The following is a 14,431-nucleotide window of genomic DNA, read 5'->3' as shown; positions in this document are numbered from 1 at the left end:
CGACCCCGCCGGAAGGTATAACAACTAGAAATGCCCCGGTGGAGTTGTTGCATGGAAAAGCTGAAGCCGTTAGCCCCAGAAGCGCTTTATCGTACCTGCGAAGCGGACCTGCTGCCGTTTCGAACCACCGAAACCCTGGAGCCCTTTAGCGGCTTTTTCGGTCAGGAACGTGCCATTGAGGCGATGGAGTTTGGAGTCGGCATGCGCCGTCCCGGCTACAACCTGTTTGTGATGGGCAACCCCCATACCGGTCGTTTTTCCTTTGCCATGGAAAGCCTGCGCAACGTGGCGAAAAAGGAGCGCAACCGCCTCAAGGACTGGTGCTACCTCAACAACCTCTCCGATTCGCGTTACCCCCAGGTGATGGAGTTTCCCGCCGGCAAGGCCGGCCAGTTCCGCAAGGATATCGGGCGCATGATCGAGGCGACCCTGACCGAGCTGCCTGCCGCATTTGAAAACCCAGGTTATCAGCGCCAGAAAAGCCGTATCGAACGGGATTTCAACCGCCGTTACGATCAGGCAATCGAAGGTGTTGAGCGTCAGGCTCGTGAGCACAGCATTGCGCTGTTTCGGGAATCCGGCACCATCGGCTTTATGCCCGTGGCCGAAGGCCAGGCGATGGACGAGGCGGCATTTTCGCTGCTGCCGGAAGACGTACGCGAGACATTTTCCCGCGCCATTTCACAGCTGGAAGACTGCCTCAACGACAGCCTGACCGAACTGCCGAAATGGCGCCGCGAAGCCGCCGAGCAGCTGCGCCGGCTGGACCGGGAAACCGCCCTGCACGCTGTGGCACCACTGATTCAGCCGCTGAAGGAAAAATACGCCAATGTCTCGGGCGTGCCCGAGTACCTGACCCGACTGGAAGTCAGCCTGGTGCGCAACAGCGGCGAAATTGCCGGTGACGACAAGGTGCTCGAAGCGCCTGATGCCGCACGCAAGGCTTATATGGAAGACACCTATGGCGTGAATCTGCTGGTGGATAACGGCAAGACCAAGGGCGCGCCTGTTATCCATGAAAGTCATCCCAACTATGAAAACCTGTTCGGGCGTATCGAGTACAACTCGGACATGGGTGCCATGGTCACCAACTTTAGCCTTATTCGCCCGGGCGCTCTGCACCGCGCCAACGGCGGCTATCTGGTGCTGGAAGCGGAGAAACTGCTGGAGCAGCCCTATGTCTATGGTGCGCTCAAGCGGGCCCTCAAGGCCCATGAAATACGTATCGAGAATCCGGTGAGCGAGTACACCGGCATCAGCACCATTACCCTGAGCCCGCAGCCCATACCGCTGAAAGTGAAGGTGGTGCTGATCGGTGGCCGCGACATGTACTACCTGCTGCAGGAACTGGATCATGACTTTGAAAAGATGTTCCGCGTGGTGGTCGACTTTGACGAGGACGTCGAGCGCAAGCCCTCCAGTATTCGCAACTACGCCCGCCTGCTCAAGACCCTGGCCGATGAAGAAGGCCTGGCGCCGCTGACCCGGCGCGCCGTGGCGCGTCTGGTGGAACACAGCTCGCGTTTGGCAGCGGATCAGGAGCTCTTGTCGGCCCATATCGGTGAGCTGGTGGATCTTCTGTGCGAGGCGGATTACAAGCGCGTCAAGACGGGCGATGAGCTGATCAGTGACCGGCACGTCGAAATGGCGCTGGCGGCGAAGGAGAAACGCACCGGTCGCCTGTCGCAGAAAATTCTGGACAGCATTATGAATCAGACGGTGCTGATCGATACCCAGGGTGAGGCCGTGGGCAAGTCCAACGGCCTCACCGTGCTGCAGGTAGGCGATGTTTCCTTTGGTACGCCGGCGCGCATTACCGCCACTGTGCACCCGGGTAATCGCGGCATCGTCGATATCGAGCGTGAAGTGGCGCTCGGTCAGCCAATCCATTCGAAGGGGGTGCTGATCCTGTCGGGTTACCTGGGGCACAAATACGCCCAGGACTTTCCGCTTACCCTGTCGGCCAGCATCGCCCTGGAGCAGTCCTACGGTTATGTAGACGGTGACAGCGCCTCCCTGGCCGAGATCTGCACCCTGATATCGGCACTGACCCACATACCCATCTTGCAGCAATATGCCATTACCGGTTCCATTAACCAGTACGGCGAGGTGCAGGCCATTGGCGGTGTGAACGAGAAGATTGAGGGTTTCTTCAAGCTCTGTGAAACCCGCGGCCTCACCGGCCAGCATGGCGCCGTCATCCCCCGTGCCAATGTGCGCAATCTGATGCTGAAAAAGGAAGTGACCGACGCGGTGGCCGACGGCAGGTTTCATATCTATGCCGTCGACACCGTGGACCAGTGCCTCGAGGTGCTGATGGGCCGCTCTGCCGGCAAGAGCAAACCCGACCGCAGTTTCACGCAGCGCAGTGTCAACCATGCGGTGACCAAGCGGTTGCGGGAGATCGCCGCGGCCAAGGCGTCCTCCTCGAACTCCAATTCCAATTCGTCCTCGTCCTGAGGCGCTCCTGCTCTGTGCCTCTCAGACCCTCTGAAAGGCACAGAGGTGATTGTCCCAGGCCAGGCGGTCCAGCCGCATGTCCTGGATCAGCCGCTCGCGCAGCCCGTCGCGCGGGTACAGCTGGTACAGCGCACCGCTGCCGCTGCTGGCGATAAAGGTTTCAGGTTCCTCCGTGGCGGCAATGCCGCAGCCATCGCGTACCTCGATACTGCTCAGGTAGCGGCTCTGGGCGATATCCCAGAACGTAATCAGGTTTCCGCGTGGCGCACTGACCGCCGCGACCCTGCCGCTGCTGTCGATCCGCACACTGCCGCAATACTGGCTCATTCGGCGATTGACCGATGCCGGGGCATGCAGCAGTTGCAGCGCCTCGCCGCGCCGGTGCATGGCCACCAGTGGCTGATCGTCTGCGGGGTTGCCTTGATATTGCATCGCGATGACAACCGTACCGTCGGGGCTTCGATCCAGATGGCGAATACTGAGCTGGTGCCTCTGGGGCGGCAGAAACACCTGTTCGCTGAGGGTGCCGCTGCCGAGCCGGATATAGGCCAGAGACGGCTGCATGCTGTCGATATTGAGCTTACGCCGGCCCTCGGTAAGGATGCCGCCATTGGCGACGATAAGGCCGGTACCAGCGGTATCCAGCAGCAGCTCATGCGGGCCAATGCCGCCGCTGCTTAAGTCGGCGACGGTACGAAAGTCATCCCGGACATCGCGAATACTGACGCGCCCGCTGCCATCGCGCACCGCGTTTTCGGTAGCGATCAGCCAGCGACCATCGGGGCTGAACAGCGCATGGCCATAAAAGTGCCGGTCGCTGGCGGGCTCGATGCGTCGAACCAGTGCCTGGCTGCGGTAATCCACCACGTCGATATAGCGGCCGGGGCGCCTGCCCACCACCGCAACCCAGGGCTCGGTGGGGTGGGCTGCCACATGATGTGCCCGCGCCGGCAGTCTGTGGCGCAGGCGCAGCTGACCCTGCACATCGCTGACCACCAGCCAGTGCTGCTGAGCATCGGTGGCGGCGCTGGCCAGCAGCCAGCCCTGCTCGTCAGGGGTGGCTGGGCGTACCGGCTGGGCCAGCAAATGAGGGGCGCCGAGAAGCCCCGTCAGCAGCAGGCTGAACTGGCGTCGATTAATCCCCGTCACGGCTGTTGAATCCCAGTTGTGCATCGATGGCAGGCATGGCGTCATACAGCGCCTCATCCAGTGATTTCAGCGTGGCTGACAGGGCACGCAGCTGGCCATAGCTGTCGGCGTTTTCCAGCGCAACGGCGAGAGGCCCTGCTACGGCAGCCAGCTGGGCTCGGGCCTGGGTGAAGAGTGCGCCGATCTGATCGGCCTGCGCAGTGGCGCCCTGAGTGCGTAGTATACGGTCCAGGCTCGGCTCGCCCCCGGCATAGAGATCCTGCAGTGCTTCGAGGTTGCTGGCGATGCTGGCCAGCGACTGGCCGCTGCGCCAGTTTTCGGCCCGTTGCAGCCGGGCACCGGTCTGATCCTCACCCAGCACCGCTTCGAGCTTGCTGTCGCGGATGACTTCGACGGGCTGGACCAGGGCGCGCAGCAGATTCAGGCTGAGATCGGGTACGCTAGCGGTCGTGCCATCATCGTTCTCCGAGCGCTGGTCATCTAATGCCAGCGTCTGCCACTCGGTTGCCAGTTCCTGGCCGGTCTGCGCCAGTCGCGTACTGATCGCGGTGGCGAGGGCGCAGGCATGGGGGTGCCGCTGCAACTGGCTCAGGGCATCGGTGCTGTAGAGCAGCCGCTCCAGGGCCGGAAAGCCCTTGATCGATATGCTGGCCTGGTGGAAGAAAGCGTCGTCGTATTGTCCGGCGTCAGGCCCGTTCAGCGCCGCTTGCAGCTGGCGCCCGGTGATGCCCTTGCGATCAGGCCAGAACTGGATGCCGTAGTTGCGCATCAGCAGCTGGACCGGGCCGAACTGCACGTGCTGAATGCCCTGCCAGGCCTGCAGGCTGTTCTCGAAGGCCTGCTGCACCTGGTTAAAGTCGTCACTGCTGCGGGCATTGCACCAGTGCGCGGTCGTCTCGGCCAGCGTTTGGCTCTGATGCGCCAGTTGCTGGTAACGGGGCTGAATATGGCCGCTAATGGTACTGGCATTGAAGGCTTCCCAGTCGATGGGTGCTGCCGCCTGGCTCAGGCCTGCCAGCAACAGGCCTGAGCCTGCCAGCAGCTGGGCGAGTCGAGTGAAACTGTGCATTTAGAGTGACTCCAGAAAACGTATCAATTGAGTTCGTTGAGAGGCCGGCATGGTGGCGACCTGTTCGCGGGCAGCGCGGGCTTCGCCGCCGTGCCAAAGCACGGCTTCAAGCAGACTGCGGGCGCGGCCGTCGTGCAGAAAATAAGGGTGTCCGCTGGCCGCTGCGGTCTGGCCTATGCCCCAGAGCGGCGCGGTGCGCCACTCGCGGCCGTTCGCGGCGAATTCGGCGCGCTCATCCGCCAGACCCGCCCCCATATCGTGCAGCAGCAGGTCAGTGTAAGGCCAGATGGACTGGCGGCTCAGCGCCGGCAGTTGCGGATTCTCGGCGGTCACGAAGTGCGGCTGGTGACAGGCGGCGCAGCCGGCGTCATTAAACAGCTTCTGGCCGGCCTGAACTTCGGGGTCGGCGGCAGCCGGGCGTGGCGTTACGGCTATATGCTGGCTGTAGAACAGCAGCCAGTCGAGCATCTGTTGCGAGGCTTCGAGGCCATCCTGTTCAGGCGTATTGCCGTTGGGGGCATTCAGACAGCTGATCTGCCCTGGGCTGCAATCGCCGCTGGCAAGGGGGAACCGCGGGTTGCCGATGCCGATATCGCCCTGCAGCGCGCTGCTGTTCTGTTGCGCAAGACTCGGGTTGCCGGCTTTCCAGCCAAAGCGCCCCAGGCGCGTGGTCTGGCGGGCCTGATCCCAGACACGGTTGGGGCGCCCGGAGATGCCATCTCCGTTGCCATCATCGGGATCAGCCAGGCCGAGAATATCGGCGTCGCTGATCTGCTCCAGCAGGCCGAGTCCCGCCATGGCGGGCGCGATGCGCGGGGATATCTGCAGCTCGGGGTGCAGTGGGCCATAGGCCGGCGTCAGTATTCGGTAGCTTGGCGTGCGCAACCAGGCTTCTTCACCGCCGGACAGCGCCACAGGCTTTTCCTCGTAGCTGACCTGCAGCTGCCCCTCAGCCGCCATGCCCGGCACGGCGAAGGTTTGCAGCTGGGTGCCGTAGACGGGCTCCGGTATAACGCCACGGCGACGCAGCACTTCAGGGTCGGCGTCCTTGTGCGCAGGGATACTCAGGCGCAGAAACAGTGAAACGGTACTGTCATGCGGACCTTCGGGGGGGCGTCCGCGGCCGTTGTTTAGATGGCAGCGCTGGCACGAGCGGGCGTTATACAGCGGGCCCAGACCATCGCTGGCGGTGGTCGAGGATGGGGACGAAACCCAGAGTTTGCGGAAAATGGCCCGCCCGAGGACAAAGGTCATGCTGTCGTCAAAGGCGAGATTGGCCGCGCTGTCGTCAAAGGCGCCCGAGGACGCCGACCGCCTTTTGGTGGTTGCGTCGCCGGGGGGCTTTTCTGTCAGGATCTGAACTTGTGTCGCGAAAGCCAACCCGGTTTGTGGCTGCGCAGGTTCAGACTGCGGGCGAGCGACATCCGCCGCAGCAATCATGGCCGGGCCGAGCAGCAGTGCAGCACTCAACAGGCTAGCAGCCTGTCGGGCTTGGCCGGTCGTAGCGAGGGAAAGACCGATTTGAGTTAGTTTTTGAGTTCTTTTGAGGCAAATAGTGGTTCTATTTAACAAAAAAGAGTACATAAAATAACCAAAGTCGGCTTTTCCGCCGTAGATCAGTGGTAAGTCCAACAGGCTGCAAGGTTTCATGGGGTCAGGACAGTGCCCGGCATTGGCCGCCGGGCACTTGTCATGCAGTCTCCTGGGCAGATGTATTACTGGGCCGGTACGGCGGCCGGGTTGTCCAGGCTGTCGGAGCCTTCAACATTGACCTGCCCCAGCTCAAGGCGGGAAATCACTTCTTCGGTGGTGCGCGTCTGGGCGATCAGGGCATCGACGAAGGCCTGGATGCGGGCGCCGCCGGCGCTATTGCCGGGCGCAATCATCACATCATAGGGCTCGCCGGCTGCGGCGGAATCCACCATCAGCTGGGCGGCCAGCTGAGTCTGATCCAGCTGCAGGCGCAGGCGCTTGTCCAGTTCCGGGTCGACGCTGGCCACCAGTGCCGCCAGCGAGGGGCCTTGCATCAGGCTGCCGTCGATACGGCTGTATTGGCCCAGGTAAACATTCTGGATGCCCTTGGCATCATAGAAGTGCGACCAGTGGGTGTTGTCGGAGAAGCAGTCGTGCTCTTCTTCCGGGTCATGCAGCATCAGCCCCAGCTTGGTGCGCTCACCGGCCAGTTCGCCGTAGGCCAGGCTGCCCATGCCAGTGGTGATGGTGGCCAGGCCCTCGGTCACCGGCTTGGCGGTCAGTTCGCTACGGGCGGCGCCTTCGGCCTGCCAGTTGGCCACCATTTCTTCCAGATCCTGTACCAGCAATGCGCTGGCGGCGCGCAGATAGTCGCCGCGACGGTCGCAGTTGCCGCCGGTGCAGTTGCCGGTGTCGTAATCGGTGGCGGGTCTTTCGCCGGCACCCAGTGTCATGCCGTGCAGATCCTGACCCCAGAGCAGAAATTCGATGGCGTGATAGCCGGTGGCGACATTGGATTCAACGCCGTCAATTTCATGCAGTGACGCGGACAGCAGCTTAGGAGTGATTGTGCTGGCATCCAGGGTGCGACCGCCGATTTTCAGGCTGGGGTTGGCGATGATGTTGGCGCTGTAGAAGGGGTTTTCATCCGATTCTTCGCCATAGCTGTCCGAGGCGACGTAATCGATCAGACCCTCGTCCAGTGGCCAGGCATTTACGCGGCCTTCCCAGTCATCGACAAGGCTGTTGCCAAAGCGGAAGGCTTCGGATTGCTGGTAGGGCACGCGGGCCGCGATCCAGGCCATGCGGGCTGACTGCAATGTCTGCTCGCTTGGCGTGCTGATCAGCTGTTCAATGGCACTGTGCAGGGCACGGGCACTTGTCAGGGCGTCGCTGTAGGTTGCCAGGGCCAGATCCGCATAGTGCGTCACTATGGCCTGTGAATCCATGGGCGTATCGGTTCCGGCGGCCATGGCCGGCGTTGAGCCCAGCATGCAGGCCAGTGAAAGGGACATCAGGGTGCGATTGAATGGCATTGTGCGTGTTCCCGGGCTCAGCGAATATTGGCGCAAATGCTAAACGGAATGCGAACTGTTATCAATAGTGGTATCCGGTTGGCGCGAATCAATACCGGGAATCCACGTCTTTTCAGGCGCTCTATTGTAACTAACCAATTGTATTGCTGTAGAAAATCAAAATTTCCACGGCCAGGCTGGTGGCGGCCGCCCCCAGGGGAGCCGAAGCCCTCCCGCCCATCCTGCAGATTCTGGCGGTGCAGCGGCTTCCGAGATTGGTGCGATACGCCCGCACGGGGCGCTTCAAGTGGCAGCGGCGGTCACGAAAAGATTGAAGGCATCCACAAGCTCTGCGAGACTCTGGGTCTGGCCGGCCGGTATGGCGCGGTATTCCCCGCTCCAGGCTGCTAGCCCGTCGATGCCATAGACCCGCTGCTGGGGCTTCTGACCGAACGCAGCGCTTTACCCCGCGCTGCATTAATCACGCGGGGAGCCGGAGCCTGCGGAATATCGCCAAAACCAACGCCTGACGCTAGGCCACCAGGGACGGAGCATGAAAAAGACAACCACCGCGATTCTGGCCGCTGCACTCAGTCTCCCCGCAGCCCTGGCCTGCAGTCTCGCCATGGCTGCCGCAGCGCCTGTGCAGCTCGATCAGGGCTGGGATGCGGCGGCGCGCGACGAGGTGCATCACCTGAGCTTCGGCTCCCGCATTCTTCCCTACGCCTGGTTGCTGCACCTGGAGCGCGCCGACAGCACCGAGTTGCTGCGCAGCGACGGCTACCTGGACAGCCTGGGCTTCATCCCGACCGGGGTCAGTGCCGCCAACCCCGATGCGTTGCCGATCGGCTTCAGCCGCACCACAGACGACAATGGCGAGGTCTGGGCGGGCCTCACCTGCGCCGCCTGTCATACCGGCGAGCTGAGTTACCAGGGACAGCAGGTGCTGATCGAGGGTGGCGCGGCGCTGATCGACTACAGCGGCCTGGAGCAGGCACTGGTCGATGCCATTATGGCGACGCTCGGCGACGCGCAGAAATTTTCTCGCTTCGCAGGCGGCGTACAGCCGGCCGACACAGCTGTGCTGCGGGGGCAACTGGAGCAGCGTCTGGGCTACCTGCAGCAGCGCCAGCGTACCAATGCGTCCGATACGCCTTATGGCCCGGGCCGGCTCGATGCCTTCGGGCAGATCTTCAATACGGTTGCGGTCGAGCTGCTTGGTCTGCCCGCCAACGCACGGCCGGCCAATGCGCCGGTCAGCTTCCCCTTCCTCTGGGATGCCCCGCACCTGGACCTGGTGCAGTGGAACGGTTCGGCGCCGAACCAGGCCCCGGGGCCCCTGGTGCAGAACGTCACCACCGCACTGGCCGTCTATGGCACCGCCGATCTGAAGGACTATTCGGGGACCGCCGGCTATCCGAGTTCGGTCGAGCTGCTCAACCTCGGCACCCTGCAGGATCACTTCTACCATCTGCAGGCACCCCGCTGGCCGGTCGCCGTGTTCGGCGCGCTGGACGAGACCCTGCGCCAGCGTGGCGAGACCCTGTACCGCGACAACTGCCTGCGCTGTCATGCGCTCAGTGATCGCCAGCAGCCGGACCGTGAGCTGCGCGCCACCCTGGTGCCGCTGACCGAGATTGGCACCGACGTCACCATGGCACGCAACTTCATTGACGCCACCGCCGCCACCGGGGTGCTAGAGGGGCGCGACCAGATGGTGCTGGCCGGCACGGCTTTCGGCGCCGAGGCCCGCACCGTCGACCTGGTGGTTCACGCAGCCATAGGCGCTACGCTGCGCCATCCGCTGGATGCCGTCAGGGCGTCGCTCGAGGGCTATCACGCGGTCTACAGCACCCAGGTCAGCAGCAACCCCGAATTCTACAAGGCCCGGCCGCTGAGCGGCATCTGGGCCTCGGCGCCCTACCTGCACAACGGTTCGGTGCCGAACCTGCACGCCCTGCTGCTGCCGCCTGAACAGCGACCTGCGAGCTTCGGGCTGGGCAGCCGCGAACTGGATCCGGTGGCGGTGGGTTATGTGGATGATGCCGGCGGTGACCGCTTCGATACCCGCCTTGCGGGTAACGACAATGGCGGCCATGTCTATGGCACCAGCCTGAGTGAAGAAGAGCGTATGGCCCTGATCGAGTACCTGAAAAGCCTCTGATCGCGGCCCCTGGAACAACTGACGTAGCTGGTAAGGATAATGACAAGAAGAAATACCCCTGGGTCGCTGAGTCTCATGGCCCGTCTCTGGCTGCTGATCGGCAGGCTACTGAAACGGCTGCTGCTGCTTGCCCTGGTGCTGGTGCTGGTGGCGCTGGGTGGCTTTGCCTGGTTTGTGCTCTGGCCGGTACAGGGGATGGCGCCGCTGGAGCCGGTTGATGAGCTGGTCTACCTCGACCAGGGCTGGAACAGCGACGATCGCCAGACCTATTACTACACGCCCCAGGGCACGTCCATGCCCCAGGGCGCGAGCCTTGGCGCGGTGCGCTACGACTGGTTTGTGCACCTGCGTCTGCCCTTTTCCGAGCAGCGCTTGGCCGATCCCGAGCACCTGCGCCGCTATCGCTTCCTGGTGGACCCGGCGCCGACGCCGCAAAACCCCGACCGGCTGCCGGTCGGCTTCACCCGGCACTTCGATGCGCAGATCGGCGAGGAGGTGCTCGATATCACCTGCGCGGCCTGCCACAGTGGTCAGCTGCACTACAACCACGGCGGCAAAAGCTACGCGCTGCGCGTCGATGGCGGCCAGGCAATGCATGCCCTGACCGACAGCGCCCGGGGGCAGTTTGCACCGATGCTGCTGGCGTCCCTGGCCTATACAGCGGTTAATCCGCTCAAGTTCGACCAGTTCGCCCAGGATGTTCTGGGCAGCCGCTATCCGGCCGGCAAGGCGCAGTTGCGCACTAATCTCTGGACCTCGCTGCAGCATTTTCTCAGTGACCCGCAGAACAATCCGCTCAAGCACCTGTATCCGGTAGAAGAGGGCTATGGCCGCACCGATGCGCTGGGGCGGATCGGCAATACGGTGTTCGGCGACCACCTGGTCGAGCAGAACCTGCAGGTCGGCTCGGCGCCGGTCAGCTACCCCTACCTCTGGAATATCTGGAAGTTCGACTGGGTACAGTACAACGGTTCAGTGGCGCAGCCGCTGGCGCGCAACATCGGTGAGGCGTTGGGCGTCGGCGCCCGGCTACCGCTGCTGAGCGATACCGGTGCGCCCTTGCCGGCCAGCGAACGCTTTCGCAGCTCCGTCCGGGTGCCGGATCTGGTGCGGATCGAGGGTCGGCTGCAGGAACTGCGCCCGCCGGTCTGGCCGGAATCGGTTTTCGGGCCTGTGGACCAGGGTCTGGCGACCACCGGGCGTGAGCTGTTCGTCGAGAACTGTCAGGGCTGCCACGGTCCCCATGAGGTGAGCCGTGCCCGTCAGCAGGCAAATGCGCCGCTCAAACCATCGTCAGCACTGGAATGGCGCATCGAGGTGGTCCCGCTTGAGCATGTAGGCACCGATCCGGCCGCCGCCCAGGGCTTCCTCGAGCGCCACTATGATCTCAGCCCCACCGGTCTGACCGACGCCGATCTGGAAAAGACGTTGCGGCCGCTGCTGTACCGCCAGCTGGTGCGTGAAGTCCGCTATCGCCTGCACGAGGTAATCCGGCTGCGTGAACAGCAGGAGCAGCCGGTGGACGACCTGCCGCTCATCCTTGCAGCTTATCCGTCTGAAACTGCCGAGGCGACGATTCCACAGCCGACCTTCGACGCCATCGGTCAGGCCCTGGCTGCACTGCCGGGCTCGCTGCCGCGGGTGCCTGACGCCGCGGCCGGCGCGCCGGATCCCCTTGACTGCGACCTCGACTGCCAGACAGTGGCGCTGTTGTGGCACCTGGCCCATGGCCAGGCCCAGGCCGACGCCTCACTCGAGGCGCTGGACGTGCACCGCCTCAGCGAAGGCGAGGCGCTGGGCGTCACAGGTGTGATGATCAAGAACCGTTACTATCAGGACCATGGCATCGGCTACGCGCAGCAGCAGTGCCTCGAAGGCTTCGGCACCCTCGACCTGCCGCAGCAGGTCGCGGGCTACAAGCCACGGCCGCTGGCTGGCGTCTGGGCCACGCCGCCCTTCCTGCACAACGGTTCGGTGCCGTCGATCGACCAGTTGCTGTCGCCGCCGGAATCCCGCGACACACGCTTCCTGCTGGGGTCACGTCAGTACGACCCCGAACATCTGGGGTACCTGGTGGTTCGCGCCGATGACGCCAGCGGCGAGGAACGCGGTTTCTGGTTCGACACCTCGCGTGAGGGCAACGGCAATGGCGGCCATGCCTTTAGCGCCGATCCCGAGCTCTGGGCGCGTCACCAGGCGGCACCGGACGAATATCCGCTGCCGTCCGGTGTCATCGGGCCCCTGCTCAGCCAGCATCAGAGGATGGCTCTGCTGGAGTACCTGAAGATCCACCGCGACAGCCCGACCACGCCGACAGGCTACCAGGCGACCGACTGCGGCCTGGTGAGTGGCGTGCTATGAACGATCTTGGCAGCGGCGATCCCGGCGCCCTGGCGTCACCCGAGGCGCCCCGCTACACCCGGGACTTCGACGCGGTGCAGCGTGAAGAGCGGCAATGGATCAGCCACCGGCGCCGGGCCACCGGCACAGTGCCGGACGATGCGCCTGTGGTCGGGCTGGCGCTGTCGGGCGGCGGCATCCGTTCGGCGACCTTTAACCTCGGCATCCTGCAGGCGCTGTCCCGCCGTGGGCTGCTGCCCCAGGTCGACTATCTGTCGTCGGTGTCCGGCGGCGGCTATATCGCCTCCAGCCTGAGCTGGCTGCGCAGCCACTTTCCGCTACGACAGCATCGCGACGTCGGCGCTGCACCGCTGGCCGAGGGCGGGGGTACGGTGCTGGACTGGCTACGTGCCCAGGGCAATTACCTGATCAACGGCCGCGGCTTTTCCGGCTGGACTCTGGGCGCGGCCATCCTCGCCGGTTCCTTGCTGAACCTGATCGTGCTGCTGCCGCTGCTGCTCGGGCTTATCGCCCTGGCCAGCGCCAACTGGACCGAACGCCAGTGGCCGATCTGGCTGCACCTGCCGGGCGCCAAGGTTATCGCGGGGCACGACGGTTTCATGCTGCTGCTCTGGGCAGGACCTCTGTGCCTGGGGCTCTACCTGGCGGCGACCCTGCTGTTTGCGCTCAGCTCGGCGCCGGTGCTCGAACGGCGCTTGCCGATGGATCGGCTTCGTACCCTTATGGGGGCACTGCTGGCCGCGGCCGTTATCACTACCGGCATCGGCCTGCTGCCGGTGTTCACCGGGCTGGAAGAATCAGTGCTGCACTACTTCGACCACCAGGGACTTGCCGGGCTGAGCCGCCACCTGACCTACCTTGGACCCCTGCTGATCGGGGCGCTGGCGGTGCGGGCTGCGCGCGCGAACCGGGCGGGCTCCCTCGCGGTCGTCGGCGTCTCGCTGCTCTGCTATGGCCTGCTGACGCTGCTCTATCACCTCAGTGCGCACACTGCACTGGTCGGCTCCGCTGCATTTTACGGCTGGCTCGGCCTGTCGCTGACGCTGGCGCTGGTCTGCAATATCAACTCGCTGTCACTGCACAGCTATTATCGTGGCCGGCTCGCCCACGCCTACCTGCCGGAGGTCGCGGCAGCGGGCTCCGGGGAGGATCCGCTGCACTTTCGTCTTGCCGCTATCCGGCCCGACAGTGGTGCTGCATTGCACCTGATCAACTGCACGCTCAATACCAGCAGTTCGCGCCGCGAAAAACAGCGCAGCCGGCGCGGTGAGTCGCTGGTGCTGAGCCCGCTCTATTGTGGCTCGGCCGCGACCGGCTTTCGTCACTGCGATGATTATCTGGGTGGCAACCTGAGCCTGTCGACGGCCTTCTCGATTTCGGGCGCGGCTGTGGACCCCAACACCTACGTCACCAGCTCCCGGGCGCTGAGCTTCCTGATGACGCTGCTGAACCTGCGCCTCGGCTACTGGGCCCGGAACCCGGCTGTCGAGGGGCGCCGGGGCTGGCTGCCGGGCTGGTACCGTTACATGTTCCGAGAAATGACCGGCCGCGGCCTGGCGGAAACCGAGGCGGAGATCCACCTGTCCGACGGCGGCCACTTCGAAAACCTGGGGCTCTACGAACTGGTGCGTCGCCGCTGTCGCTATATCGTCGTCTGCGATGCCGGCGCGGATCCGGACGGCACCCTGTTCGATCTGGGCCGGGCGATCCAGCGGGTGCGGGCGGACTTCGGTGTCGAAGTCGAACTGGGCACCGAGGCGTTGCGCCACGGCGATCCAGCGCCGGGCCCGGCCTTTCTCCCCGGCCGTATCCGCTACGCCGACGGCTCGCACGGCGAGATCCTGTATATCAAGACCGCGCTGTGCGCGAACCTGAGTGCCGATATCTACGCCTACTGGCGGGCCAACCCGAGTTTTCCGAACCAGGCCACGGCCGACCAGTTCTTCGACGAAATGCAGTTCGACAGCTACCGTCAGCTCGGACTGGAACTGATGTCCGGCCTGCTGGCCGACGGCGACGATACCTTCGAGGCGCTGTTTGCCCGGCTGCAAGGTACTGATATTTCTGATATTGCCGACAAATCGGTAGCATCGGTGCCGGCAAGCCGCTAGATTAGACTTTCGGATAATATTTTCGGTCGCAGGGAGCCGACCGTACGCTTTTGATTAACCGTTGCGCAGGGCGGGAGCTGCCGCCGCGCCTTGGCAAGGAGCGCCGTCGCTACGGCTGCGTAATCAGGTC

8 protein-coding genes are annotated in these 14,431 nt (G+C 63.9%); 4 read left to right on the top strand and 4 right to left on the bottom strand.

Annotated elements, in window-relative coordinates; all coding sequences use genetic code 11:
- Nucleotides 1-51: 51 nt before the first annotated feature.
- The gene (locus MRS74_RS11960; RefSeq protein WP_254580523.1) at nucleotides 52-2,460 is read left to right on the top strand and encodes a Lon protease family protein; all 2,409 of its coding nucleotides are present in this window, start codon (nucleotides 52-54) and stop codon (nucleotides 2,458-2,460) included.
- A gap of 21 nt (nucleotides 2,461-2,481) precedes the next feature.
- Here MRS74_RS11960 and MRS74_RS11955 read toward each other — a convergent pair whose 3' ends face one another.
- The 4 genes from MRS74_RS11955 to MRS74_RS11940 all read right to left on the bottom strand — a co-directional run bounded on the left by MRS74_RS11955 (nucleotide 2,482) and on the right by MRS74_RS11940 (nucleotide 7,686).
- Nucleotides 2,482-3,609: a DUF1513 domain-containing protein gene (locus MRS74_RS11955; protein ID WP_254580522.1), complete on the bottom strand. Its 1,128-nt coding sequence runs from the start codon at nucleotides 3,607-3,609 to the stop codon at nucleotides 2,482-2,484.
- Nucleotides 3,596-4,678 carry an imelysin family protein gene (locus tag MRS74_RS11950; protein ID WP_254580521.1) on the bottom strand — a complete coding sequence of 361 codons (1,083 nt, stop codon included), beginning with the start codon at nucleotides 4,676-4,678 and terminating at the stop codon, nucleotides 3,596-3,598. Before MRS74_RS11950 ends, MRS74_RS11955 begins: the two co-directional genes overlap by 14 nt.
- Complete coding sequence (locus MRS74_RS11945; protein WP_254580520.1) at nucleotides 4,679-6,148, bottom strand: di-heme oxidoreductase family protein; 1,470 nt, start codon at nucleotides 6,146-6,148, stop codon at nucleotides 4,679-4,681. It abuts the gene before it with no gap.
- Nucleotides 6,149-6,393: 245 nt separating this feature from the next.
- Nucleotides 6,394-7,686 carry an imelysin family protein gene (locus MRS74_RS11940; RefSeq protein ID WP_254580519.1) on the bottom strand — a complete coding sequence of 431 codons (1,293 nt, stop codon included), beginning with the start codon at nucleotides 7,684-7,686 and terminating at the stop codon, nucleotides 6,394-6,396.
- Nucleotides 7,687-8,218: 532 nt separating this feature from the next.
- Between MRS74_RS11940 and MRS74_RS11935 the strand changes: the two genes are divergently transcribed.
- From MRS74_RS11935 to MRS74_RS11925, 3 genes are read left to right on the top strand one after another with little or no spacing between them, the layout of a single operon-like run.
- Nucleotides 8,219-9,829: a di-heme-cytochrome C peroxidase gene (locus MRS74_RS11935; protein WP_306421995.1), complete on the top strand. Its 1,611-nt coding sequence runs from the start codon at nucleotides 8,219-8,221 to the stop codon at nucleotides 9,827-9,829.
- A 39-nt stretch (nucleotides 9,830-9,868) separates the two neighbouring features.
- On the top strand, nucleotides 9,869-12,190 hold the full coding sequence (locus MRS74_RS11930; protein WP_254580518.1) for a di-heme-cytochrome C peroxidase: 2,322 nt from the start codon (nucleotides 9,869-9,871) through the stop codon (nucleotides 12,188-12,190).
- Entirely contained in the window at nucleotides 12,187-14,301 is a 2,115-nt protein-coding gene (locus MRS74_RS11925) for a patatin-like phospholipase family protein (protein ID WP_254580517.1), read from the top strand. Before MRS74_RS11930 ends, MRS74_RS11925 begins: the two co-directional genes overlap by 4 nt.
- The last annotated feature ends 130 nt before the right edge of the window (nucleotides 14,302-14,431 follow it).

The sequence above is a fragment of the Marinobacterium sedimentorum genome (assembly GCF_024267675.1).
GTDB classification, from domain to species: Bacteria; Pseudomonadota; Gammaproteobacteria; order Pseudomonadales; family Balneatricaceae; genus Marinobacterium_A; species Marinobacterium_A sedimentorum.
Note: the sequence above shows the minus strand (reverse complement) of the source record. Positions and strands in the feature narration are given on the sequence as shown.